The sequence below is a fragment of the Pseudomonas sp. P4_C4 genome, assembly GCF_056402055.1.
The window spans coordinates 1-24,370 of the sequence record NZ_JBFUID010000011.1; the positions used below are offsets into that span (position 1 = coordinate 1).

The 24,370-nt window shown below is 60.6% G+C and carries 26 protein-coding genes and 1 pseudogene; 17 read left to right on the plus strand and 10 right to left on the minus strand.

All coding sequences use genetic code 11. From position 1 onward, the window contains the following. Window positions 1-150: 150 nt before the first annotated feature. The 3 genes and pseudogenes from AC1DXW_RS08225 to AC1DXW_RS08235 form a co-directional block, all read left to right on the plus strand. A pseudogene (locus AC1DXW_RS08225) lies at window positions 151-969 on the plus strand (cache domain-containing protein); the annotation flags it as partial. A gap of 102 nt (window positions 970-1,071) precedes the next feature. Further along, window positions 1,072-1,827, plus strand: coding sequence for a methyl-accepting chemotaxis protein (locus tag AC1DXW_RS08230; RefSeq protein WP_437128390.1), 756 nt, complete (start codon window positions 1,072-1,074; stop codon window positions 1,825-1,827). 239 nt (window positions 1,828-2,066) lie between these two features. After that, a complete protein-coding gene (locus tag AC1DXW_RS08235) occupies window positions 2,067-2,231 on the plus strand; it encodes a metallothionein (RefSeq protein ID WP_015094211.1) in 165 nt (54 codons plus the stop codon). Window positions 2,232-2,263: 32 nt separating this feature from the next. On the opposite strand, the gene AC1DXW_RS08240 is transcribed toward AC1DXW_RS08235, so the two are convergent. Together AC1DXW_RS08240 and AC1DXW_RS08245 are read right to left on the minus strand one after the other, a co-directional pair. Next, on the minus strand, window positions 2,264-2,542 hold the full coding sequence (locus AC1DXW_RS08240; RefSeq protein WP_477755724.1) for a hypothetical protein: 279 nt from the start codon (window positions 2,540-2,542) through the stop codon (window positions 2,264-2,266). A 34-nt stretch (window positions 2,543-2,576) separates the two neighbouring features. Continuing rightward, window positions 2,577-2,804, minus strand: coding sequence for a DUF6555 family protein (locus tag AC1DXW_RS08245; RefSeq protein ID WP_477755723.1), 228 nt, complete (start codon window positions 2,802-2,804; stop codon window positions 2,577-2,579). A gap of 148 nt (window positions 2,805-2,952) precedes the next feature. Between AC1DXW_RS08245 and AC1DXW_RS08250 the strand changes: the two genes are divergently transcribed. From AC1DXW_RS08250 to mnmH, 5 genes are all read left to right on the plus strand, one after another. After that, entirely contained in the window at window positions 2,953-3,732 is a 780-nt protein-coding gene (locus AC1DXW_RS08250; RefSeq protein WP_477755722.1) for an AraC family transcriptional regulator, read from the plus strand. 106 nt (window positions 3,733-3,838) lie between these two features. Then, complete coding sequence (locus AC1DXW_RS08255; RefSeq protein ID WP_477755721.1) at window positions 3,839-4,012, plus strand: DUF1427 family protein; 174 nt, start codon at window positions 3,839-3,841, stop codon at window positions 4,010-4,012. 28 nt (window positions 4,013-4,040) lie between these two features. Then, window positions 4,041-4,997 (plus strand): quinone oxidoreductase family protein, encoded by a 957-nt coding sequence (locus AC1DXW_RS08260; protein ID WP_477755720.1) that lies wholly within the window; start codon window positions 4,041-4,043, stop codon window positions 4,995-4,997. A gap of 176 nt (window positions 4,998-5,173) precedes the next feature. Further along, complete coding sequence (selD, locus tag AC1DXW_RS08265) at window positions 5,174-6,208, plus strand: selenide, water dikinase SelD (protein ID WP_477755719.1); 1,035 nt, start codon at window positions 5,174-5,176, stop codon at window positions 6,206-6,208. Further along, window positions 6,208-7,311 (plus strand): tRNA 2-selenouridine(34) synthase MnmH, encoded by a 1,104-nt coding sequence (gene mnmH / locus AC1DXW_RS08270; protein WP_477755718.1) that lies wholly within the window; start codon window positions 6,208-6,210, stop codon window positions 7,309-7,311. Before selD ends, mnmH begins: the two co-directional genes overlap by 1 nt. A 137-nt stretch (window positions 7,312-7,448) precedes the next feature. On the opposite strand, the gene AC1DXW_RS08275 is transcribed toward mnmH, so the two are convergent. Next, window positions 7,449-8,120, minus strand: a complete 672-nt coding sequence (locus AC1DXW_RS08275; RefSeq protein ID WP_477755717.1) for a histidine phosphatase family protein — start codon at window positions 8,118-8,120, stop codon at window positions 7,449-7,451. 354 nt (window positions 8,121-8,474) lie between these two features. On the opposite strand from AC1DXW_RS08275, the gene AC1DXW_RS08280 reads away from it, so the two are divergent. Both AC1DXW_RS08280 and hemB read left to right on the plus strand, forming a co-directional pair. Next, window positions 8,475-9,185, plus strand: a complete 711-nt coding sequence (locus tag AC1DXW_RS08280) for a glutathione S-transferase family protein (RefSeq protein WP_477755716.1) — start codon at window positions 8,475-8,477, stop codon at window positions 9,183-9,185. A 153-nt stretch (window positions 9,186-9,338) separates the two neighbouring features. Then, on the plus strand, window positions 9,339-10,313 hold the full coding sequence (gene hemB, locus AC1DXW_RS08285; RefSeq protein ID WP_477755715.1) for a porphobilinogen synthase: 975 nt from the start codon (window positions 9,339-9,341) through the stop codon (window positions 10,311-10,313). A gap of 123 nt (window positions 10,314-10,436) precedes the next feature. Here the strand turns inward: hemB and AC1DXW_RS08290 are convergent, their stop codons facing one another. Then, window positions 10,437-11,972: an FAD-dependent oxidoreductase gene (locus AC1DXW_RS08290; protein WP_477755776.1), complete on the minus strand. Its 1,536-nt coding sequence runs from the start codon at window positions 11,970-11,972 to the stop codon at window positions 10,437-10,439. 137 nt (window positions 11,973-12,109) lie between these two features. Between AC1DXW_RS08290 and AC1DXW_RS08295 the strand changes: the two genes are divergently transcribed. After that, window positions 12,110-13,201, plus strand: coding sequence for a DUF1615 domain-containing protein (locus tag AC1DXW_RS08295; protein WP_477755775.1), 1,092 nt, complete (start codon window positions 12,110-12,112; stop codon window positions 13,199-13,201). A 77-nt stretch (window positions 13,202-13,278) separates the two neighbouring features. Here AC1DXW_RS08295 and AC1DXW_RS08300 read toward each other — a convergent pair whose 3' ends face one another. Continuing rightward, window positions 13,279-13,680: a hypothetical protein gene (locus AC1DXW_RS08300; protein ID WP_477755774.1), complete on the minus strand. Its 402-nt coding sequence runs from the start codon at window positions 13,678-13,680 to the stop codon at window positions 13,279-13,281. Between the two features lie 260 nt (window positions 13,681-13,940). Between AC1DXW_RS08300 and AC1DXW_RS08305 the strand changes: the two genes are divergently transcribed. After that, complete coding sequence (locus AC1DXW_RS08305) at window positions 13,941-14,564, plus strand: glutathione S-transferase family protein (protein ID WP_477759911.1); 624 nt, start codon at window positions 13,941-13,943, stop codon at window positions 14,562-14,564. A 66-nt stretch (window positions 14,565-14,630) separates the two neighbouring features. Here the strand turns inward: AC1DXW_RS08305 and AC1DXW_RS08310 are convergent, their stop codons facing one another. Next, a complete protein-coding gene (locus AC1DXW_RS08310; RefSeq protein ID WP_007987990.1) occupies window positions 14,631-15,071 on the minus strand; it encodes a CBS domain-containing protein in 441 nt (146 codons plus the stop codon). Between the two features lie 332 nt (window positions 15,072-15,403). On the opposite strand from AC1DXW_RS08310, the gene AC1DXW_RS08315 reads away from it, so the two are divergent. After that, window positions 15,404-17,764 carry a DNA polymerase II gene (locus tag AC1DXW_RS08315; RefSeq protein ID WP_477755772.1) on the plus strand — a complete coding sequence of 787 codons (2,361 nt, stop codon included), beginning with the start codon at window positions 15,404-15,406 and terminating at the stop codon, window positions 17,762-17,764. On the opposite strand, the gene AC1DXW_RS08320 is transcribed toward AC1DXW_RS08315, so the two are convergent. Next, window positions 17,729-18,199, minus strand: coding sequence for a DUF1810 domain-containing protein (locus AC1DXW_RS08320; RefSeq protein WP_477755777.1), 471 nt, complete (start codon window positions 18,197-18,199; stop codon window positions 17,729-17,731). The two genes, AC1DXW_RS08315 and AC1DXW_RS08320, sit on opposite strands and share 36 nt — an antisense overlap. Window positions 18,200-18,228: 29 nt before the next feature. Beyond that, window positions 18,229-19,050 (minus strand): aldo/keto reductase, encoded by an 822-nt coding sequence (locus AC1DXW_RS08325; protein WP_477757007.1) that lies wholly within the window; start codon window positions 19,048-19,050, stop codon window positions 18,229-18,231. 279 nt (window positions 19,051-19,329) lie between these two features. Here AC1DXW_RS08325 and AC1DXW_RS08330 point away from each other — a divergent pair, with 279 nt between their 5' ends. Both AC1DXW_RS08330 and AC1DXW_RS08335 read left to right on the plus strand, forming a co-directional pair. Next, window positions 19,330-20,079 carry a hypothetical protein gene (locus AC1DXW_RS08330; protein WP_477759912.1) on the plus strand — a complete coding sequence of 250 codons (750 nt, stop codon included), beginning with the start codon at window positions 19,330-19,332 and terminating at the stop codon, window positions 20,077-20,079. Window positions 20,080-20,207: 128 nt separating this feature from the next. Next, complete coding sequence (locus AC1DXW_RS08335) at window positions 20,208-20,993, plus strand: sulfite exporter TauE/SafE family protein (protein WP_477756576.1); 786 nt, start codon at window positions 20,208-20,210, stop codon at window positions 20,991-20,993. 20 nt (window positions 20,994-21,013) lie between these two features. Here AC1DXW_RS08335 and AC1DXW_RS08340 read toward each other — a convergent pair whose 3' ends face one another. Continuing rightward, entirely contained in the window at window positions 21,014-21,382 is a 369-nt protein-coding gene (locus AC1DXW_RS08340) for a VOC family protein (protein ID WP_477756575.1), read from the minus strand. A gap of 180 nt (window positions 21,383-21,562) precedes the next feature. On the opposite strand from AC1DXW_RS08340, the gene AC1DXW_RS08345 reads away from it, so the two are divergent. After that, window positions 21,563-22,114 (plus strand): DUF4174 domain-containing protein, encoded by a 552-nt coding sequence (locus tag AC1DXW_RS08345; RefSeq protein WP_477756574.1) that lies wholly within the window; start codon window positions 21,563-21,565, stop codon window positions 22,112-22,114. Between the two features lie 112 nt (window positions 22,115-22,226). Here the strand turns inward: AC1DXW_RS08345 and AC1DXW_RS08350 are convergent, their stop codons facing one another. Beyond that, window positions 22,227-23,450 (minus strand): AAA family ATPase, encoded by a 1,224-nt coding sequence (locus AC1DXW_RS08350; RefSeq protein WP_477759913.1) that lies wholly within the window; start codon window positions 23,448-23,450, stop codon window positions 22,227-22,229. 522 nt (window positions 23,451-23,972) lie between these two features. Between AC1DXW_RS08350 and AC1DXW_RS08355 the strand changes: the two genes are divergently transcribed. Next, complete coding sequence (locus AC1DXW_RS08355; protein WP_477755757.1) at window positions 23,973-24,320, plus strand: DUF6124 family protein; 348 nt, start codon at window positions 23,973-23,975, stop codon at window positions 24,318-24,320. Window positions 24,321-24,370 lie beyond the last annotated feature (50 nt).

Genomic DNA, 24,370 nt, shown 5'->3' on the forward strand with positions numbered 1-24,370 from the left:
AGCAATGGCGTCTGTTTCACCGCAATCGCGAGCAAGCTCGCTCCCACAGGGATCTTCGGCGGACCTGATGACCGCGTTCAACTTTTGTTCCGGCGTGCCGTTAAAGCTTTTAACCACGCCAACAAAATCAAAAGAGTGAACGTCATGCGCATGAGCCTCAAGGCTAAAGTCCTGTCCCTTGCCGTCCTCCCGGTGTTGCTGTTTGCGCTGGTCATCAGCCTGACCACGCTGTTCATTCTGCAGGAACAGGCGCGCAAGGAAGTCGAGCAGACCCGCGAGCGCTTGCTCAGCGATGCCAAGGCGACCCTGCAAAGCTACGTGGCCGTGGCCATGACCACGATCAAACCGCTCTACGACGCGGCCGCCCCCGGCGATGAGACGGCGCGGGCCCAGGTGATCAAGCTGCTGTCGAGCATCACCTATGGCAAGGACGGCTACTTCTTCGGCTACGACTCCAACACCGTGCGCCTGTTCAAGGCCAACAGCCCCGAAGGCGTGGGCCAGAGCTTCAAGGACAACCGCGACCCGAACGGCGTCTACGTCAACCGCGACCTGGTGAAAGTCGCCAGGGACGGTACGCACTACCTGCAATACAGCTCGCCCTTGCCCGGCAACACCCAGGTGCTGGTGCCCAAGCTCGGTTACACCGAATACCTGCCGAAGTGGGACATGGCGGTCGGCACCTCGGTCAACCTCGACGGCATCGAAGCGCAAGTGGCGGTGGTCGAAGCCAAGGTCCAGGAGCGCATGCAAGGCATGGTGCTGAGCATCGTCGGCGTGGCGCTCGTGGTGCTGCTGGTGATCGCCGCTGCGGGGATGTTGCTGGCCAACACCATTCTGCGTCCGCTGCATTTGATGAAAGCCAACCTCGACGACATTGCGGCAGGCGAGGGTGATCTGACCCGCCGCCTGACCATCACCAGCCAGGACGAACTCGGTGAACTGGCCGGTTCCTTCAACCGTTTCGTCGACAAGATCCACGGCCTGGTACGGCAGATCACCGAAATGACCTCGCAACTGACCGGGCTGGTGAATCAGGTGTCCGACCAGGCCAATCGCTCGGACCAGGCCATGGAGCGTCAGCGCCATGAGACTGATCAGGTGGCCACGGCAATCAACGAAATGTCAGCGGCGGCCCAGGAAGTGGCCAAAAGCGCGCAGAATGCCGCGGTGGCTGCCCAGCAGACCGACGAAGAAGGCCAGGCGGCCAAGCGTGTGGTGGCCGGCAGCATCGAGAAGATCCATGCGCTGGTGGACGACATCCGCAGCAGCGGCGTGTCCCTGGACAGCCTGCAAAAAGACGTGTCGTCGATCGTCAGCGTGCTCGGGGTGATTCGTTCGATTGCCGAACAGACCAACCTGCTGGCGCTCAACGCCGCCATCGAAGCCGCCCGTGCCGGCGAGGCCGGGCGCGGCTTTGCGGTGGTGGCCGATGAAGTGCGGGCGCTGGCCAGCCGCACGCAAATCAGCACCCAGGAAATCCAGGGCATGATCGACCGCTTGCAGGCCGGCACCCGGTCGGCGGTGGAGGCAATGCGCCGCTCCAGCGAGGCCGGCGACGGCACCTCGGCCCAGGCCAACGAGGCGGGGGCTTCGCTGGACACCATGGCCCAACTGATCGCGACCATCAATTCGATGAACGCGCAGATCGCCAGTGCCGCCGAAGAGCAAACCGCCGTGGCCGAAGAGATCAATCGCAGCGTGCATCAGATTGCCGTGGCGGTGGACAGCGTCGCCGATGAAACCCAGCTCGGCGCGCAGACTTCGCGCAGTCTGGCGGATCTGGGGCAGCGTTTGGGCAGTCTGGTGGGGCAGTTCCGGATCTGACTGGTTTGCAACCTGTGGGAGCGAGCTTGCTCGCGATGGCGGCAGCACATTCAGCATTGATGTTGGCTGAGCCACCGCTATCGCGAGCAAGCTCGCTCCCACAGGGAAAGTGGGGTTTGGAACCTGCTGGGCAACCAGCCTGGACGGAGTTCCACGCACCTTTCGACTCAACTCCTACACTTGGTAAGACGGGTTACATCGCAAGCCCCCCGACGACCACTACCCTAGGAGTCAGACCCATGATTGACCGTGAAAGTATCTGCGATTGTCCGAAATGTTCCTGCAAACTCGGTGAACATCCGATTGCCCGTCACGGCAAGCATTACTGCTGTGAAGCCTGCGCCAAACACCACGAGCACGGCGAGGAGTGCGCTCATAAAGGCTGCAAGTGCTCCCATGGCTGACGGCATTGGCGACAAGCTATGAAAAGTGGAGCCTAGTCCGGCTCCACTTCCAGCCTGAGGCTGTCATCCTCCAGGCGTTCGCAGTGGAGTACGGTGCCTTGCAAGCGCCGCCCTTCGACCCGCACCACCAAGGTTTTCGCTTGCTCCAGATCCTCCGGCAGTGGTGCCGGGACGCGTATGGCGAAGCAAAATGGGTCATTTTCGACCTGTTCCAGTCCGATCAGGCACTCGGCGCTTTTGCTGATGCGCCCCACTAGCGTGTCCAGACCGTAGTCCAGCTGCGCGGGGCTGCTGACGGGTGTCGCGGTCATTTACGTTCCCCCCGATCCTGATGGCTGCCAGTGATTAGTTTGTCGGCCGCCACTTGACGTTTTCCACGCCAAATTTTTCCGCCATCGGCTTGCTGGTCTTTTGCACCTTCTCGCGTCCGAAACGGGGGATTCGCCCCACCCCTGCGTCGCAGCTCGCCCAATGCCAGGCTTCTGCGTTATCCATTTTTTCCAGGCGGATAATGAATGATTTCGGAGCGCCATGGAGGGTGTACTCGATGACGAATAATTTTGCACTGTTCATAAAGCTCCGGTTCCTCCCTGTCTTACATAAAAGGATCGCGCGCCATCTGGAAAATTCACTCGGTTTGTCGGACGGCGGCGGTTGCTGGCGACAAGTTCGGTGCCTCGTTACCATGGCGTCTTCCGGCCCCCCCAAATGAACATAGACCATGGCCCTCGCCGCACCGCCTGACCTGAGTGACACCGATGTGCCCGTGCAACCGCTGGCTCGCACCTATCCGCGCGGGTTGTACATCGAGCCCCATGAGCACGTCTGGGGCCAGTTGCTGTATGCGATGAGCGGGGTGATGTGGGTCGAGACGCCGCACGAGGCGCTGGTGGTGCCGCCGCAGCGGGCGGTGTGGTTGCCGCCCGGCGTGCCCCACGGGATTCGCGTGGTGTCCGACCTGCAAATGCGCAATATCTACTTGCGCCCGTCCCTGGCGGCGACCCTGGATGACAGCGTGCAAGTCATTGAGGTCGGCGGTTTGCTGCGCGAGCTGATCGTCGGTCTGGTGGAGGAGGGCAACGACGGGCCGCCCGAGTATTACGACGCGCTGGTGGGGCTGGCACTGCTGGAGCTCAAGCGCGCCAGGCGTTCGCTGCTGAAAATCCCGCTGCCGGACGATTCCGACCGACGGCTGATGAACCTGTGTCAGGCGGTCATGGTCGCGCCTTCACTGGACATTCCTTTCGAACAACATGCGGATAACGCCGGAGCCAGCGTGCGCACCCTGGCGCGGCTGTTCAAGGACGGCCTGGGCATGGGCTTCGCCGAGTGGCGGCGTCAGGTGCAACTGGCGACGGCGGTGGCCGGGTTGATCCAGGGCGTACCGGTCAGTGCGATTGCCCGGGAGCTGGGCTATTCGCCGAGCAGCTTCAGTGACATGTTTCGTCGTGAGCTGGGTGTCGCCCCCTCGCAGTTTCCTGCGGCGCAACGCCAGGACTGAGTTCGCCGAGGCCAGGCTTTGGCCGAAATTCAGAAGCACTTGGCCGATGCTCGCAGGTTACGCCCTCTAGACTCAGCGCATACCTCAATTGCCCCCGGAGTCTGTCATGAACTTCCTCATGTCACTGGCCATCGGTCTGGGCGTCGGTCTGCTGTACGGCGCCCTGGATTTTCGTTCCCCCGCACCCCCGGCCATCGCGTTGGTAGGCCTGCTCGGCATGCTCGCCGGCGAAAAGCTCTGGCCGATGGGAAGGGAGCTGGTGGCTGGCTGGATCTCCTGACCCCTTCCTTTATTCAATGGACACGCCCATGAAAGCTCTGCAATTCGACAAAACCGGTGATCTCTCGGCCCTGCGCTACGTCGAGGTGCCGACCCCCGTGCCCGGTGCCGATGAAGTGCTGGTCGAGATCAAGGCCGCTGGCCTCAACCCCAGCGATGTGAAAAACGTGCTGGGACGTTTTCCCTACACCACCTTGCCGCGAATTCCCGGTCGGGATTTTGCCGGGGTGGTCGTGGCCGGCCCGCAGGCGTTGATCGGCCGGGAAGTCTGGGGCACGGGCCGGGAACTGGGTTTTTTTGCCGACGGTTCCCACGCGCAGTTCGTCAAGCTGCCGGCCAATGGCGTGGCGCTCAAACCCAGGCACCTGAGCTTCGCCCAGGCCGCCAGCCTCGGCGTGCCATACACCACGGCGTGGGATGCACTGGAACGCAGCCTGGTGACGGCCGAAACCCGATTGCTGGTCATCGGTGGCGGGGCGGTCGGCAGTGCCGCGCTGGCCCTGGCCAAGGTGCGTGGCGCCCGGGTGCTGGCGGCCGCGCGGCGCCCGGAACAGGTCAAGGACTTGCAAGACCAGGGCTATCAGACCCTGCAACTGGATAAACCCGAAGATTTGGGCGCACAGGTCAACGCGGTGTATGCCGGCGGCGCCGATGTGATTTTCGACACCACCGGTTTCTGGCTGCCGGCCTCGGTGCCAGCCCTGGCCGCGTTCGGCCGCATCGCAATCATCGCGGCGCCGGTGGACGGTCACGTGCAGTTACCGGCCCTGGCGTTGTATCGCAAGGGTGGCTCAGTGGTGGGGATCAACTCGTTGCTGTACGGGGTACAGGCGTGTGCGGCGATGCTCGAGCAGTTCGGCAGGTTTTTCGATCAGGATCTGTTGCCGTTGCCCCAAGGCTTGTTCGAGTCGCCATTGGCCGAAGGGCTGGAGCGTTACGCCGAAGTGAACCAGGGCAGCGGCGACAAGGTGATTCTGCTGCCATGACCCAACCCCCTGTAGGAGCTGGCTTGCCAGCGAAGATGGCGGTACATCCAAAATCAACGTAACTGACGGACCGCTTTCGCTGGCAAGCCAGCTCCTGCAGGGTCCGTGGCCGCGCAATGCCTTGCGCAGGCCTCGCTCTGTTAGAATCGGCCCTATTGACCCAATGAGGTGCCCCCATGAGCGAACCGATTCGCCTGACCCAATACAGCCACGGCGCCGGTTGCGGCTGCAAGATCTCCCCCCAGGTGCTGGAAGTGATCCTGGCCGGCAGCGGGGCGCAGAACCTCGATCCGAAGCTCTGGGTCGGCAACGCCTCGCGCGACGACGCGGCGGTGTATGCCATCGACGAAGAACGCGGCGTGGTCTCGACCACCGACTTTTTCATGCCGATCGTCGACGATCCCTTCGATTTCGGCCGAATTGCCGCCACCAATGCCATCAGCGACATCTACGCCATGGGCGGCGATCCGTTGATGGCAATTGCGATTCTGGGCTGGCCGGTGAACGTGTTGGCCCCGGAAATTGCCCGGGAAGTGATACGCGGCGGCCGTTCGGTATGTGACGAGGCGGGCATCCCGCTGGCCGGTGGGCACTCCATCGACGCACCTGAGCCAATCTTTGGCCTGGCCGTCACCGGTCTGGTGGAAAAGCGCCACATGAAGCGCAACGACACCGCCACGGCCGGTTGCCTGCTTTATCTGACTAAACCCCTCGGCATCGGCATCCTTACGACTGCCGAGAAAAAGGGCAAGTTGCGTCATGCCGACATCGGCCTGGCCCGGGACTGGATGTGCACCCTGAACAAACCCGGCAGCCGCTTCGGCAAGCTCGATGGCGTGACCGCGATGACCGACGTCACCGGTTTCGGCCTGCTCGGGCACCTGGTGGAAATGGCCGACGGCAGCCAGCTCACGGCGCGCATTGAATACGACCGCATACCGCGCCTGCCGGGCGTCGAGTATTACCTGGAACAGGGCTGCGTACCGGGCGGGACTCTGCGTAATTTCGACAGCTACGCCAGCAAACTCGGACGCCTTCAGGAACTGCACAAACGCGTGCTCTGCGACCCGCAGACCAGCGGCGGCCTGCTGATTGCCGTGACGCCCGAAGGCAACGAGCAATTCCTTTCTGTGGCCGCTGAGCTGGGCTTGAGCCTGGAACCGATCGGTGAACTGGTCGAGCGACAGAGCAACGCGGTCGAGGTGTTTTGATGTCTGTCGATTACACCGATTACCGCGACATTTTCCTCAATGACCGGCCCATGATGGACACCCGCGCGCCGGTCGAATTCAACAAGGGCGCGTTTCCCGGCGTGATCAACCTGCCGTTGATGAATGACCATGAACGCCAGCGGGTCGGCACCTGCTACAAGCAGCACGGCCAGCAAGCGGCCATCGTGCTGGGGCATCAACTGGTGTCGGGCGCGGTCAAGGCCGAACGCATCCAGGCCTGGGCCGATTTTGCCCGGGCGCATCCGGAAGGCCTGCTGTATTGCTTTCGCGGCGGCCTGCGCTCGCAGATCGTCCAGCAATGGCTCAGGGACGAGGCCGGCATCGACTATCCACGGGTGGGCGGCGGCTACAAGGCCATGCGTACCTTCCTGCTGGACACCCTCGATCAAGCCGTGACCCAGTGCGATTTCGTCCTGTTGGGCGGGATGACCGGCACCGGCAAAACCGAGGTGCTCACGCAACTGGGCAACGCCGTGGACCTTGAAGGTCATGCCAACCATCGCGGCTCCAGTTTCGGCAAGCGCGCCACGGGCCAACCCTCGAATATCGACTTCGAAAACCGCTTGGCCGTAGACGTGCTGAAAAAACGCGCCCGGGGCATCGAGCAGTTCGTACTGGAAGACGAAAGCCGTGCGGTGGGCAGTTGTGCGCTGCCGTTACCGCTGTACCAGGGCATGCAACAGTTTCCGATGGTGTGGCTGGAAGACAGCCTGGAAGGTCGGGTCGAGCGGATCCTGCGCGATTACGTGGTGGATCTGTGCGCCGAATTCATCGACGTGCATGGCGATGACGGCTTTGCGTTGTTTTCCGAACGCCTGCTGGCGAGCCTGAACAATGTGCAGAAGCGCCTGGGTGGCGAACGTCATCGGCGCATGCTGGTTCTGATGGAAGAGGCATTGGCGGAGCAGGTCCGCAGTGGCGCGGTTGATCTGCACCGGGGCTGGATCGAAGGGTTGCTGTGCGAGTATTACGATCCGATGTACGCGTTTCAGCGGGAAAAGAAAGACGCACGGATCGAGTTTGCCGGGGAGCGGGGGGCGGTTCTCGAGTATCTGCGCGAGCGGGTGAATCAGAAGGGTTGAGGGTGCTTTTGCCGGCCTCATCGCGAGCAAGCTCGCTCCCACATTGGATCTGCGTCGTACACAATATCTGTGTTCACTGAAGATCTACTGTGGGAGCGAGCTTGCTCGCGATGAGACCCGCTCAGACAACGCATGTCTCAAGTCGGGCAGGCTTCAGCGCCGTTATCCAGGCCTTGCTTGTACACATGGCTCTGCAAACTGGCCTTGCCGTTGTGCCAGGTCAGGGTCAGCACATACAGCGAGTCGTAATCACTGGACTCCCAATCGTCGATGATCTTCGCATCCTCGCCGGTGGCTTCTTCGGCCACCGTGTTGATCAGCTCCGGCAGGTAGCCGTGTGACCAGGCCGTGTAGATGACCGAGTTGTGATACTTGCCCTGGAGCAGTTCTTCGGCCAGGTCATCGGTGTCATTGGCGGAAAAATTGATGTTCACCGGCAGGCCCAGCTTGATGGCGCTGGGGCTGATGGTCATCAGGGGGCGGATGTAACTGTAGGAATTGTCGAACTCGCCTTCCTCGACGTTACGGGTCGGGTTCGCCGCAAACACATAGTTGGCCTTGCCGAACTTTTCCGGCAGCAGCGTGGCCAGGTCGATGGCGCGGTTGAGTCCCTGGCAATTGAGCTGGCCCAGGCCTGCGGCGGGTTTTTCCCCGTGGCGCAGGAAGACCAGCGTCTGGGTGCCATCCATCGGTTGGGCGCGACTTGCGCCGGGCTCCAGCGACAGGAACAACGCGCTGACCACCAAGAGGGCGGGCAACAAAAGGTAAGCGCGATGTTTAAAGCGTTTGGCAAAATTGAACAGGTTCATGAATAAAAGGATCTTCAGCGCAATTCGGTTAAGGCTGACAAACATTTACACCACGATTGTGCTGCGTCGGGTGTTTCCATGTCATTGAAGCCGGTCCGTTTCAAAGGAGTGGTGCTCAGAGTCCCCTGAACCCGTTTGGTTCGATTTCGGTCGAGTGCCGCTAACCTTCAAGGGTTTTCAGCGAAGGCTATCGACAGGATGTTGCACAAATGTGGACACAATACACCGGATGGTGTTGAAAAAGTGGTGATCTCTTTTGATCTCGCCTATCAGCGAGATTCATGGCTTCAACGGATCGCTGAGCGGATATCTACATTATTATCGTCACTCTCAATGTATTCGTGGATCCCGCCCATGACCGATTTGTCCGCATTCCCCATCACCCGCAAATGGCCTGCCCAGTATCCCGAGTGGATTCAGCTGTACTCCTTGCCGACCCCCAACGGCGTCAAGATCTCGATCATGCTCGAAGAGATCGGCCTGCCGTATGAACCTCACCGGGTAGGCTTCGACACCAACGACCAGATGTCCCCGGAATTTCTTTCCCTCAACCCCAACAACAAGATCCCGGCGATCCTCGACCCCCACGGTCCGGACGACCTGCCGTTGGCGCTGTTCGAGTCGGGGGCGATTCTGATCTACCTGGCGGACAAGAGCGGGCAACTGCTGGCCCAGGAATCGGCAGCGCGCTACGAAACGATCCAGTGGCTGATGTTCCAGATGGGCGGGATCGGTCCGATGTTCGGCCAGCTCGGATTTTTCAACAAGTTCGCCGGCAAGGACTACGAAGACAAGCGTCCCCGTGACCGCTACGTCGAGGAAAGCAGACGCCTGCTCAAGGTGCTGGACGGCCGTCTGCAAGGGCGCGACTGGATCATGGGCGAGCGCTACACCATCGCCGACATCGCTACCTTCCCGTGGGTGCGCAACCTGATCGGCTTCTATGAGGCCGGCGATCTGGTGGGCATCCAGAACTTCCCTAACGTCACGCGGGTGCTGGAACGTTTCCTGGCGCGGCCGGCGGTGGTGCGCGGGTTGCAGATTCCAAACCCCGTGGCGGGTTGAACGCCGCCCCCTGTAGGAGCGAGCCTGCTCGCGAAAAACGTAAAGGCAACGCGAGCACTCAGACAAAGCGCGTTATTGTTTACGACCATCGTCGGAACGCTGACCGGAGCAAGCTCGCTCCTACATCTCATCCTCTGAAATCCAGGAATACCCATGTCCAGTCAGTTCCCCGAAGCACGCCCACGCCGTCTGCGCCGCAATGCGAGCCTGCGCAGCCTGTTCCAGGAGACCGAGTTCAGCCTGAACGACCTGGTGCTGCCGATTTTCGTCGAAGAAGAAATCGACGACTTCGTGCCGATCAAAAGCATGCCGGGCGTGATGCGCATTCCCGAGTCGAAGCTGGCCGGCGAGATCGAGCGCTACGCCCGTGCCGGGATCAAGTCGGTGATGACCTTCGGCGTGTCCCATCACCTGGATAGCAGCGGCAGCGACACCTGGCGCGAGGACGGTCTGGTCTCGCGCATGTCGCGTATCGCCAAGGACGCGGTGCCTGAAATGATCGTGATGTCCGACACCTGTTTTTGCGAGTACACCGACCACGGCCATTGCGGCGTGCTGCACAACCATGAAGTGGACAACGACCAGACCCTGATCAACCTCGGCCGGCAAGCCGTCGCGGCGGCCCGTGCCGGTGCCGACGTGATCGCCCCCTCGGCGGCCATGGACGGGCAGGTCCAGGCGATTCGCCGGGCGCTCGATGACGCCGGGTTTACCCAGACGGCGATCATGGCCTATTCGACCAAATTCGCCTCGGCGCTCTATGGCCCGTTCCGCGAGGCTGGCGGCAGTGCGCTCAAGGGCGACCGTAAGAGCTACCAGATGAACCCGATGAACCGCCGCGAAGCGATACGCGAATCGTTGCTCGACGAGCAGGAAGGTGCCGATGCGCTGATGGTCAAGCCGGCCGGTGCGTACCTGGACATCATCCGCGACATCCGCGAAGCCTCGCACCTGCCGCTGTCGGCGTATCAGGTGAGCGGTGAGTACGCGATGATCAAGTTTGCCGCCCAGGCCGGGGCCATCGATGAGGACCGTGTGGTGCGCGAGAGCCTGGGGGCGATCAAGCGGGCCGGGGCGGATCTGATCTTTACCTATTTTGCGATGGATCTGGCGCTGGCCGGGATCTGAAAGCCAGCACATTCCCCCCTGTAGGAGCGAGCCTGCTCGCGATGGCGGCGTGTCAGTCACTCATCCAGTAACTGACGATCGCTATCGCGAGCAAGCTCGCTCCCACAGTGGATCTGTGTTGCATCAGGTCGCGCCAAAAAACGGCCGGATCCCGTGATCACGGAAGTACCGTTCGATCACTTTCGGGTCCGCACACGTCTCGGCTATCGCCACATAGGTATCGGGTCGCAGCAGATAAAAGCCATTGCGCCCCAGGCCCGCCGCTTCGAACGCCGGTCGCCAGTCGAACACATGCAGCGGCAGATGGTGCTCGTGGCACCAGGCGATCATCTCGTCGCTGGTGTCGCCATAGACATGCACCTGCCAGGTCAGGCACTTGAGCGATTCAAAATTATCCCCCTCACCGTCATGGGCCCAGGGCAGGCGATCACCGCCATGCACGTGCCCGGCAACGCCCGTGCTCAGCGGCATTCCACGATAATTCAGGGTGATCTGCGACACTGTGCGAAACAGGAACTGACGGGAGGTTTCGAACGAGGTCATTTTCGGTAACAGGAACGGAGCCAGGCGCGTACGCAGCAAATCGGCAATTGGCCCGTCGGCGGTGACGAAGTTGAAGACCCGGTCGGTGGTGGCCACCAGTTTGCGGGCGAAGGCGATGCGCTCGGTTTCATAGGTGTCGAGCAGTCTGGCCTCGGCGCCGCCGCTCAACACTGCCGCGAGTTTCCAGGCCAGGTTGATGGCATCGCCGATCCCGGTGTTCATGCCCTGGCCGCCCGCCGGGCTGTGGACGTGGGCGGCATCGCCCAGCAAAAACGCCCGGCCGTTGCGGAAGTGATCCGCCACCCGGTGATGCACGCGGTAGGTCGAGAACCAGTTCAGTTGCTCGATCTTCACCTTCATATGCTCGATGGCCCGGCTGCTGACGTCTTCGAAACGCAGGGTCTCGGCGTGTTCGGCGCGCTCGTCGCGCACCGTGCCGATCAGACGGGCACGACCACTGTCTCCCAGCGGGAACACGGCGAGGAAATCCGCCTCGTCGAGATCCACATGCAGTTCGCCGTTGAATGTCGGGCCGCTGCCCTGCACGTCGGCGACGTAGAAAATCTGTTGGTAAGTCCCGCCGGGAAACCCGGTGTCGAGGGTCTTGCGCACAATCGACCGGGCACCGTCGCACCCGGCCAGGTAACAGGCCTGGCAGGTTTCCTGCTGGCCGTCGGGCAGGTCCAGCGTGGCCGTGATGCCGTCTGCGGTTTGCTCGAAGCCTGCCAGTTCAGTGTTGCGTTCCACCGTGATGCCGAAGGCTTCCAGGCGCTCGATCAGCAGCCGTTCGTGTTCGTCCTGCGGGAAGATCTCGAGAAACGAATAGGGCGTCAGGCCTTCACCGATCTGGGACAGGGGCAGGCGCGCAACGGGCTCACCCTTGACCCAGAAGTTGCCGGCCTTTACTTGATGGCCGTGTTGCACCACGGCATCGGCAAGGCCCAGCTGGCGATACAACTCCAGCGTCCGTGCCTGGACGGCCAGCGCCCGGGATGTGGTGCCGGGGGCCGAGGTTTTGTCGACGATCCGCACGCGCACCCCCAGTTTGCTCAGCCACAACGCCAGGACCAGCCCGGTCGGGCCGGCGCCGACGATCAACACGTCGCTGCGGTGCATGAACCTGTCCTCCTCGCTGTGTGAATCAAGTATGGTCCAGTCGGGGAGGGCGGCAACCGTCGGACTACCACGACCGTAGCCGCTGACATGCCATTGGTCGTATGGTTAGCCCGGACCAATGGATCAGATGGAACGACATGCAAATCAGATTGATCACAAGCGTCGGCGTGTTGCTGGTATTGACCGGTTGCGGCAGCCAGCGGACTCAGGAGCCGACGACGCGCACCCCGGCCGAAGTGAAGGCCGAGATTGTGCGTTTGCTGCCGGCGAAAGCTGCCGATCCCCAGGGTTGGGCCACGGATATCCAGGTGGCGTTTACCGCGCAAGACATCTCGCCGACCACGCAAAACCTGTGCTCGGTGCTGGCCGTGACCGAACAGGAATCGACCTTTCAAGTCGATCCGGGCGTACCGGGGCTGGGCAAGATCGCCCGCGACGAGATCGACCGCCGTGCCGCCAAGGCGCACATTCCCGGCTTGCTGGTGAGCGGTGCGTTAATGCTCGATTCGCCCAACGGTAAAAGCTATAGCGACCGCCTGAGTGCCGCGCGCAGTGAAAAGGAACTGAGCGCGATTTTCGACGACTTCATCGACATGGTACCGATGGGCAAAAAACTGTTCGGCGGCTTCAACCCGGTGCATACCGGCGGGCCGATGCAGGTCGGCATTGATTTTGCCGAACAGCAGGCCAAGGGCTATCCGTACCCGGTGCAGGGCTCGATTCGCCATGAAGTGTTCACCCGGCGCGGTGGCATGTATTTCGGCATCGCGCATCTGCTTGGGTACCCGGTGAGCTACCCGCAGCCGCTGTACCGCTTTGCGGACTTCAACGCGGGTTGGTACGCCAGCCGCAATGCCGCGTTTCAGGACGCGGTGAGCCGGGCTTCCGGTATCCCGTTGGCGCTGGATGGCGATCTGGTGAACTACGGTTCGATCATGCCCGGCACCACGGAACTGGCCGTGCGCACCCTCGGCAAGCAACTGGACATGCGCAATCCGACGATTCGCGAGCAACTGGAGGAGGGGAAAACCCTGGCGTTCGAAGACAGCAAACTCTATCGGCGGGTTTTCGAACTGGCCGAACGGGCCGAGGGCCGGCCGTTACCCCGTGAGGTGTTGCCGGGGATCGTGCTGCAAAGCCCGAAAATCACCCGCAAACTCACCACCGCGTGGTTCGCCAAACGGGTCGATGAACGTTACCAGCGCTGCATGGCGCGGGCAGGGAAGTAATTGCGGTGCAAAAAAATCATAAAAAACCCGGCGGGTGAGGCCGGGTTTTCGTTGAGTCCTGCGGTAAAGCACTGCATTCAGACAGCGCGGCTTTCGATCAGACGATCCGAACCGCCTTCAGCGACGCGGTTTTCCAACAGCTTGTCGGAACCGCCTTCAGCGACGCGGTTTTCCAGCAGCTTGTCGGAACCGCCTTCAGCGACGCGGTTTTCCAGCAGCTTGTCGGAACCGCCTTCAGCGACGCGGTTTTCCAGCAGTTTGTCGGAACCGCCTTCGGCAACACGTTTTTCCAGCAGGCGATCCGAACCACCTTCGGCCACACGATTCTCGATCAGGCGATCGGAACCACCCTCGGCCACACGGCTTTCAATCAGACGATCCGAGCCGCCTTCAGCGACCACAGGTTGAGCAGAAGTTGCGGCAAAAGCGTTAACTGCGAAAACCGAGAAAGCGATGCCGAGAAGGACTTGGCGTTTCATGATGGTGTGCTCCGGGGTGCTTATGGGTTGGTATGGAGCAGATGTTACGCCGGGGATTTTTTAAGAGAACTTCATTGAGGTGATGGTGAACATCGACGGCAATGATAGGGCCCGTGCCATACCCCTTGTGAGCGTGATGGTGCGATCGTCGGATGGCCGTGTGTGACGGTTGGCGGCTTCTACACTGGATAGCTGGCGCGTTCCTCTGCCGGGACGGTTGATGAGGCACTGCAGAGATCGCGGTGTGAAAGGAGACGTATATGTACCAGCTCTACGGTTATCAGAACTCCGGGGCGGCGGCCGTCGAAGCCGCCCTTGAACTCTGTGATGTTCCTTATCGCTTCATCGATGTCGAGACCTCCGCGGAGGCGGCCCAGGCGCTGGAGAAACTCAACCCGCTCAAACAGATTCCGACCTTGCAGCTACCTGATGGCAGCGTCCTGACCGAGAGCGCGGCGATCCTGATTCACCTCGGGCTGACCTTTCCCGCATCGGGGTTGTTGCCGTCAGACCCGGCCGAGCGGGCGCAGGCCATTCGCGGCATGGCGTACATCGTCAGCAATTGCTATGCGGCCATCGGCATCATTGATTACCCCGAACGCTGGCTGGCCAAGGCGGATGAGTCGTCCAGGCACAACCTCATGGAGGGCGCCCGCCGGCGCCTGCACTGGAGTTGGGAGGTGTTCGCCGATCAATTCTCGGGCGAGTTGTACCTGGGCAGCGAAAAGCCAGGGGCGCTGGATGTGCTGGCGGCGGTGATCTCGCGATGGGCGGGCAGTCGGGAGCATTTGCGTAATGCCCGGCCGGGTTTTTTCGCCTGGCTGGAACGCATCGACCGCTACCCGGCGCTAACGCCGGTATTCGCCCGGCATTGGCCGGCCTGAACACCGTAAACCCCCTGTAGGAGCGAGCCCTGCGCGCTCCTACAGGGGGGTGCGGCGTGTGCGGATTTACTCCCCGCGGATGTACTGCTCCAGCTGCTTGATCAGCTCCGCCTGTTCGGCAATCGCTTCCTTGACCAGGTCGCCGATCGACAGCAAGCCAATCAATTTGCCGCCTTCGACTACCGGCAAGTGACGCAGGCGCCTATCGGACATGATGCCCAGGCAGGTCTCCACGGTTTGATGGGTGTCGACGGTAATCACCGGCGACACCATGATGTCGCGCACCGGCGTGCCCACCGAAGAGCGGCCGTGCAGCACCAGTTTGCGTGCATAGTCCCGTTCGCTGATGATGCCCAGCACTTCATCATTCTCCACCACCAGCAAGGCGCCGACGTTTTTCTCGGCCATCTTCATCAGCGCTTCGAGCACCATGTGATCGGGTTTGATCTGGTGCACTTCCTGATTCTTCTGATCTTTGAGCTTGAGCAGTTGGGCGACGGTTTTCATGGTGGTTACTCGGGTGTTGTCGTTGTTCTTGAAGAATCGTAGACGCGAGCGTTCAGGGCAAGGGCGAAAGCGGCAGATAACACGCAAAAAACGTCATTCGACGGTTTTTCTTCGGTAAACCCCTCATTTCAGGCTCGGCGCATCTCCTGTGGGAGCGAGCTTGCTCGCGATGGCGGCTTATCATTCAACATCTACGTTGACTGACATACCGTCATCGCGAGCAAGCTCGCTCCCACAGGATCGGTGTTTGCCTGATAGACCTGCGGTAAGCGCGCTATCGCGACGGATGACGGGTAGAATTCTCTTCTGAATCAACGTTGAGGTTTGCAGTGGTGGATCTACAGCAGGGCTTCGTCCTGACCCGGCATTGGCGCGACACCCCGGCCGGCACGGAAGTCGAGTTCTGGCTGGCGACCGACAGCGGTCCCCGGCGCATCCGCCTGCCTCATCAACCGTCGGTGGCGTTCATCCCTGCTGCGCAGCGTCAGGCGGCCGAAGGCGTTTTGCATGACGAGAAGAACGTCGAGCTCAGGCCCCTGGCCCTGCAGGATTTCGAACATCGCCCGGTCCTCGGTCTTTACTGCCAGCAACATGGCCAGTTGATGCGCCTGGAAACCGCGCTGCGCCGGGCCGGTGTCGAGGTGTTCGAAGCCGACGTGCGCCCGCCGGAACGCTACATGATGGAACGCTTCATCACCGCGCCGGTGCGCTTCAGTGGCACGCCGAATGCCGAGGGCCTGCTGCTCGACGCGCAGATGAAACCCGAACCCGACTACCGGCCGAGCCTCAGACTGGTGTCCCTGGACATCGAGACCACGGCCCGGGGCGAATTGTATTCCATTGCCCTGGAAGGTTGCGGCGAACGTCAGGTGTACATGCTCGGTCCGCCGAATGGCGACGCCAGCCAGGTGGATTTCCAGCTCGAATACTGCGATTCGCGGACCTTGCTGCTGAAAAAACTCAACGACTGGTTTGCCCGCTTCGACCCCGACGCGATCATCGGCTGGAACGTCGTGCAGTTCGACTTGCGGGTGCTTCACGAACACGCCCGGCGCCTGGCGGTGCCGTTGAAACTGGGGCGTGGCGGTGAGGAAATGCAGTGGCGCGAACACGGCAGCGGCAACCATTTCTTCGCTTCAGCCGCTGGCCGCCTGATCATCGACGGTATCGAGGCCCTGCGTTCGGCGACCTGGAGTTTCCCTTCGTTCAGCCTGGAAAACGTCGCGCAAACCTTGCTCGGCGAGGGCAAGTCCATCGACAACCCGTACCAGCGCATGGACGAAATCAATCGCATGTTCGCCGAGGACAAACCGGCGCTGGCCACATACAACCTCAAAGACTGCGAACTGGTCACGCGGATTTTCGCCAAGACACAATTACTGACCTTCCTGCTGGAGCGGGCCAGCGTCACCGGTTTGCCGGCCGATCGCATGGGCGGTTCGGTGGCGGCGTTCACGCATCTGTACATGCCGCTGATGCACCGTCAGGGTTTCGTTGCGCCGAATCTTGGTGGCAAGCCACCCGAAGCCAGCCCCGGCGGTTTTGTCATGGATTCGCAACCAGGGCTGTACGAATCGGTGCTGGTGCTCGATTACAAAAGCCTCTATCCGTCGATCATCCGCACCTTCCTGATTGACCCCGTGGGGCTGATTGAAGGGCTCGAGCACCCGGACGACAGCGAGTCGGTACCGGGTTTTCGTGGCGCGCGCTTTTCTCGCACCCGGCATTGCCTGCCATCCATCGTCGCCCGGGTGGCCGAAGGCCGGGAAACCGCCAAGCGCGAACACAACGCACCGCTGTCCCAGGCACTGAAAATCATCATGAACGCGTTCTACGGTGTGCTCGGCTCCAGCGGTTGTCGCTTCTTCGACACGCGCCTGGCTTCGTCCATCACCTTGCGCGGGCACGAGATCATGCTGCGTACCCGCCAGTTGATCGAGGCCCAGGGGCATGCAGTGATTTATGGCGACACCGATTCGACCTTCGTCTGGCTGCGTCGCGCCCATGGTCAGCAGGAGGCGGCGCAGATCGGCCACGCGCTGGTGGCGCACGTCAATCAGTGGTGGCGCGAGCACGTGCAGCAGGAATACGGCTTGCAAAGCGTTCTCGAATTGCAGTTCGAAACCCACTACAAGCGCTTTTTGATGCCGACCATTCGCGGCGCCGAAGAAGGCAGTAAAAAGCGCTACGCGGGGCTGGTGACCCGTGCCGATGGCAGCGACGAAATGGTCTACAAAGGCCTGGAAACCGTACGCACCGACTGGTCGCTGCTGGCCCGGCAATTCCAGCAGGAGCTGTATTCGCGGATCTTCCTGCGCAAGCCCTATCAGGACTATGTGCGTGACTACGTGCGCAAGACCCTGGCCGGTGAATACGATGACCGGCTGGTCTACCGCAAGCGCCTGCGCCGCAGCCTCGATGACTATCAGCGTAACGTGCCACCCCATGTGCGCGCGGCGCGCCTGGCCGATGAGTACAACGACCGCCAGGGTCGTCCTCGGCAATACCAGAACGGTGGCTGGATCAGCTATGTGATCACCGTCGCCGGCCCCGAGCCGCTGGAAGTGCGCAGCGCGCCCATCGATTACGACCACTACATCACCCGGCAACTGCAACCGGTGGCGGACGCGATACTGCCGTTTGTCGACGACGACTTCTCAACCCTGATTGGGGGGCAACTGGGCCTGTTTTGAGTCCATCAGCGACAAGGTCCAGTCATCCAGGATGCCGTGGAAGTACTGGTTCAAGGCTTGCTGGAAAAGGCTGTCGGCGGCGGCGACCTGGGCAAACAGGGTCATCGAGGAATGAAACTTCAGGTCGTCGGGAGGGCCGAAAATCCCGGCCACCGAGCGCTCCCGGATATTCAGCACTTCCTGGGTGCAGGTGCGTAGCCGGGCGCCCAGCAACGGGTGCTCAAGGTAGGCCAGGGCTTCCTCCCGCGAGCGGATGGCAAAGCGGCGCGACATCTCGCTGCCGCCGAGCCCGGCAAACTGCGGAAAAATGAACCACATCCAGTGGCTGCGCTTGTGTCCGTTGCTCAGCTCGTTTTGAACCCGGTCGAATACCGGGTCCTGAGCCTGGAGAAAGCGTTGCAGATTGAACGGGTCCAGGTGGTCGGTGCTTCTCATGGCGAAGCTCTCTGACAGACTGCGGTGGTTCAGACCATGGCCAGCCGCTGTTTGCGTTGTGGCGCGTGAAACGCTTGGTCCAGCGCCTCCAGATCCCCGGGTTCAAGCTGCAATGTTGCGGCCTGGGCATTGAGCCGCACATGCTCGGGTTGGACCGCTTTGGGGATGGCGATCACTCCTTCCTGACGCAGTATCCATGCCAGCGCCACCTGTGCCGGTGTGACCCCGTGACGGGCGGACACTTGCCTGAGCGTAGCATTGGCGAGCATTTTACCGCCTTGGCCAATCGGGCAGTAAGCCATGACCGGCAACCGCCGTTGTTGGCTCCAGGGCAGCAAATCAAATTCTATGCCCCGTTGTTCGAGGTTGTAGAGCACCTGATTGGTGGCACAGGCCGGGGCGTCCAGTTCCAGCAAGTCGTCGAGGTCGAAATTGGACACGCCCCAACGACCGATCTTGCCGGCTTCGCGCAGGCGTTCGAAGGCCTCGACGGTTTCCTCCAGCGGATACTGGCCACGCCAATGCAACAGATACAGATCGATGTAATCGGTGCCAAGCCTGCGCAGGCTTCGCTCGCACGCCAGGGGAATGCCCTGGCGACTGGCGTTGTGCGGGTACACCTTGCTGACCAGAAAGACGCTGTCGCGCTGGCCGGCGATGGCATCGCGGACCACTTCCTCGGCGCCGCCTTCGGCGTACATTTCAGCGCTGTCGATCAGGCTCATGCCCAGTTCGATACCCAGGCGCAGGGCCGCGACTTCTTCCGTGTGCCGTGAACGGTCTTCGCCCATCTGCCAGGTCCCCTGGCCGATAACCGGGACCCTGGCGCCAGCCAATTCAAGCGTGCGCATGCAAACCTCCTGTGTGTATTCGGTGAAAAGTGTAGGAGCTGCCGCAGGCTGCGATCTTTTGACTTTGATTGTTCAAGATCGAAAGATCGCAGCCTGCGGCAGCTCCTACAGGGAGTGTGTACCGACCTAATGATTTTCTGATCCGTTTTTTCTTTGAACATTCCCCTGCCAGTGATCGATTGGTACCGCCCGAAACTGCACTTTTTCGCAATGTCCGGCTCTATCCATGGCAGCCTGCGGCGATCCCCACCGTCGGCCCATGCCCAAGTTCAAGAACCCATGGCTCGAGTTTCACCCGCAATCACTTCAAAAATCCGCCGTCATTGCCTGCTGCTGGCAGGTCTGTCGATGTTCTTCGTCAGCGGTTGCAGCCAGCAGCAGGGCGGCGACATCCTCACCCAGATGCGCGAAGGCAAACCCCAGGAGTTAATGCAGACCAGCGTCGACCGCATGGCCTCCCTGACCATGCGCGACAACCTCAACAGCCTTTACCTGCTGATGAGCAAGCTCTACCTGCGTAATCCCGATGAGCTGAAAAAGTCCGGTTTCCTCGATGCCCGCACCGCCGGCAAGCAAGTGCGCATGGCCATCGAACAGCAGCAGCCGTTACCGACCCTGGGTGGCAAAAAGGATCTGGCGGCCCTGCGCTTTGCCATGAGCCCGGAGTTTCTCGGCGACCGGGTCGGGGCGTTCATCTATGCCATTGGCAGCATGCTGGTGACCGCCCATGGGAGTCGCCTCGAGTTCTACATGACCGATACGATCAACCCGGTATTCGTCAGCAATGCCGCGCGCAACATCGAGATCGCCACCTGGATCCTCAGCCAGCGACAGAACAAAGAGGGCGAGCCCTTGCTGTTCTCCAACGAAATCTCGGAGGAGGGCAGCAACCTGAGTTTTGCCGTCGAGTTCGGCAAGATCGTCGCCCGGCTGGACCTGCTGACCCAGATGCTCGACGAACGCTACCGGCGCATTGGCCTGAATTATGCCCAGAGCTTGCTGTTCCTGAACTTCCTGCCGGTGCAGTGAGCACGACACATATTCCTTGTGGGAATTGAGTTCAGGGTATAAAGATAGATCGCATCGATATAACTGGTTATAAGAAATATCGCTATGCTGCGGGCCAGATTTCCCTTGCGATCTTTGTGGACGTATTCATGGATTTAGTGAACATCGGGTTGGTCGTTGCCGGGCTGGTCGTCGGCTTCATCGTCGGCATGACTGGCGTGGGTGGCGGGTCGCTCATGACGCCGATCCTGCTAGGGTTCGGCATCAACCCGGCGACGGCGGTCGGTACCGACCTGCTGTACGCCGCCATCACCAAATCCAGCGGTGTACTGGTTCACCGCAAGAACAACAACATCGACTGGGCGATTACCGGCTGGCTGACCTTGGGCAGCGTGCCCGCTGTGGCGTTGACGCTGTGGTTCCTCAGCACCCTGCACAGCGCCCCCGAGGCGATGAACGCGATCATCAAGCAGGCCCTCGGTTTTGTGTTGTTTGCCACCGCACTGGCGATCCTGTTCAAGAAGCGCCTGCTCGACTTTGCCCACAAACGGGCGGGCGGCCATTACAACCCCAGCGGACTGCGCCTGAATGTGATGACGGTCATCACCGGGCTGGTCCTTGGCACCATGGTCGCGCTGACGTCCATCGGCGCCGGTGCACTGGGCACCGTGGCACTGTTCATCCTCTATCCGATGCTGCCGACCCGCCGCCTGGTGGGGACTGAAATCGCCCACGCCGTGCCGCTGACCCTGGTCGCGGGCCTTGGCCATGCCAGCATGGGCAACATGGATTGGCACGTCCTGGGTTACTTGCTGGTGGGCTCGTTGCCGGGGATTTACCTGGGCAGCCACCTGACCGGGCGCATCTCCGACGAACTGCTGCGCCCTTGCCTGGCGACCATGCTGTTGTTGATCGGCTACAAACTGGCGTTCTGATTCAAGCCGCCACGCCAGCTTCATTCGCGGGTGAATATTTCCAGCAGATGCCCGTCCGGGTCATCGAAATACACCCGCCGTCCTCCCGCGTAATCATTGATCTCCCTCAGTCGCTGCTTGCACGGGTCGGCCCACCAAGGCTGACCGTTGGCTTGCAGGCGTGCGAAGGCTGCATCGAAATCCTCGTCGCCCAGCAAGAATGCGTAGTGCTGGGATGCTATCGGCGGGTCGTTATCGTAGAAATCCAGTGACACGCCGTTATCCAGTTTGACGATCAGCATGGGCCCGAAGGGCTGCGGGGCGGGCAGGCCAAGGAGGCTGGCCAGGAAATTCGCCGAAACCTGCTTGTCCCGGCACCAGACGATGGTGTGGTTCAACTGAGTGCTCATGCACAAGTCCTCACGACGGATCAGGCGGGTTGTCATGAGTCTTCAGATTAGCCCAGCCTGTTGCGCAATGACCGCCCTGACCTAAGCTTGGGGCAAGGCGAGACATATTTGCGGTACGTCACCCGGAACGATCGCCGCAATGCGCAATCATTAGAGCGTGGATATCAAAAGGAGATGCGCATGCTCATCAGGTCACTGACCCTGGCTACTTTGCTGGCGATTGCCGGCACTTCGTTCGCCGCTGATGGCGACTCACCGCTGGACATGGACAAGGGCAGGGCCCGGCCACTGATTGTCATCGCTCCGAGCACGGTTGATCCGACCTGGGTCGGCCTGAAAAAGTCGCTGGATGAGCCGGCCAATCGCAAGGGGTTCACCGACCGCAACATGGTGCTCTATACGGTGCTGAACCTGATGGGCCAGCGCGACGGCAAAGACCTCGGGCCACAAGACACGGCGGCGCTGATCCGCTCGCTCAAGCTGGGGGCCGGCGCCAAGACCAAGGTCATCCTGGTCGGCAAGGACGGCGAAAAGAAACTCGAACAATCGGACGCCATCAAGCTGGACGAGATTTTCAGCGCTGTCGATCAGTTGCCGGCGGCCGAGAAAGAATTTACCGCGACAGTGGCGGCTCCGGTCACTGAGGCCGAGCCGGTAGCCAAAGGCGCCAAGCCCGGGAAAAGCAGCAAACCGGCGAAGGCCGCCAAACCGCCTGAAATGCCGGATGATTGAACCGACACTGAATTCTTGTGGTGAGCAATTAACCTGTGGGAGCGAGCTTGCTCCGGGCGGCGTTCCGACGATGGCGTCGTAAAAGTCGATATCGATGTTGAATGTCAGGCCGTCATCGCGAGCAAGCTCGCTCCCACAGGTTTTGTGCCAGGTTGCGTTCTTCCAGAAGCACCTGATTGGCATCCAATCCATACAGGCCTGATTGTTCTTGCAGTTCCCCGTCATTGAGCACGTAGCACAGCACGTCTTTCGCGTCGCTGATGGCCAATGGCGAGTGAGTGGTCAGGACAAACTGGCAATTGGGGAAGGTTTCGCTCAACTGCCGAATCAAACTGCGCTGCCATTTAGGGTGCAGGTGCAAATCGACCTCGTCGATCAGGACGATGCCGTCACCCTCCAATGGGTTGTCCAGAGACTGGTTCATCATCGCCAATCGGCGTGCGATGTCGCCGACCAATGCCATCATCGACTTTTCGCCCTGTGAGAGCTGGGAGACGTTAAGTGTCACGCCGTTTTTGTCGATGGCCATGTGCAGGCGCGGTTTGCGTTGCACTCGCAGGTTGCTGAAGCCGGGCATGAACGCGGCGATGGCGGAACGAACTGCGGTCAACTGACGATCCCGGGAAGAAGCTTTCAATTGGGAAAGGGTTTTCCAGATGTCACTGTCATTGCCGAACTTTGCGGAAATCTCGGATAACGCAGTATCGGATACACCGGTTTCGTTTTCGCTGTCTTCGCGTTCGCGGAACCATTCGAAGAAACGACGGAAGTCCACTCCACGATTCAACGCGTTGTCGTAACCGTCGAGCTGATCGAAGGTATGTTTGGTGCGAATTTTTAGCGGGATTTCCAAAACCGAGCGCTCAACCGGGTAGTAGGCGATCAGAGGGAGTGAAGCTTTTTCATCGATGGTTAGTTGAGTGCGATAGTGGTCTGCAAGGAGGCTGGCTTCCGCTAATTCACTATGGACATCACTCTTTCGCCCTTGTCTGCCACGAGCAATGGCCCAGTTAAAGAGATCATGTTTTGAATAATCGTCGGGGGAACGTGGTTGCGCCGGCGAACTGTCTGATACGGAAGTCAAAACGACTGCGACTGTAGCGCCGTTTCGAATGTCTTCATTTGTAAGGTAACTGCCAACACCTTTCTCAGTACGAATCCTGGCAGCTAGCCAACTCAATGAGGTGGCCAATGATTTTAAAAGGGTGGTTTTCCCGGCACCGTTGTTTCCCACAAGCACCGTCACATTTGAGCGGTGTTTGGGGGTGGGGGCCAGGTAAATGGTCATATCGGTGAAGCGACCGACATCCTTGAGCTGAAAGCTGAAAATTTCCATTACAACGCCCTTTTAGGGTCAGTCGGTTTGAATAGTTGAGCGCGCATTATGTCATTCCTGGCCACGGATTGATCCGATGCCGTTCGCAGGCTTGAGAGGTCCATTAGATACAACGGTTTCACCTGCACCACAACGGTCATGAGCAAAAAGGTATTTGTAACTGGATGCTCAGAAAATCGAGCGTAGGCAAGGACTTCAGTTGCGTCGGAAATTTCCTGCATGACGTGGCGCACCCCGTGAACTGGTGCCCATTGGGCCGTATCGATAACCTTCTTCAGCCGCTGCAAAATCAGCGGTCGGATGTGGAAGTCCGTTGGTTCAAGCCATCTACCAATGCCCCTAGAGCGCAGTCGACATTTTTTATGTCAACATCGCCGCGTTTTGGCGGCTGTGCGCGGGAGCACTTTCGAGTGCACCGGGTTTTGGTGGATTGACCTGGACTTCCACACCTGCGTACAGCTGCCACCCTCATGTGGAAGTGAGATGGGTAGTTTTCTCGACAATCCCCAATGGTACTTCTTCATGAAAAAGCTAAGTCCGAATCCCCCGGAATCCCCATCCGAGGCAGATGTCCCACTCTCCGACATCACCGAACCCGCCGTCAGCGCTCGCTTGCGCAACCCCAAACACGCCGACCCGGTCAGCCACATCTTCACCATCCTCCCAAACGTCGACACCCCAACGCTGCTGTGCCACGCCTGCGAAACCCTCGCGTCCCTGAATGTGCTGATCACGGACCTGGCCTGCAAGCTGGAAAGCTCCAACCGCAACGTGGCGCTTTCGATTCAGCAACTGGCAGTCGTGGGCGAATTGTTGGTGAACCGCGCGCTGGACAATATCGACCCGCCCGAAGGTGTGCCGATAAAGTAAAAAAGGCGACCTCTAGAGGTCGCCCTTATCTATGGAGAAGGCGACAAGGT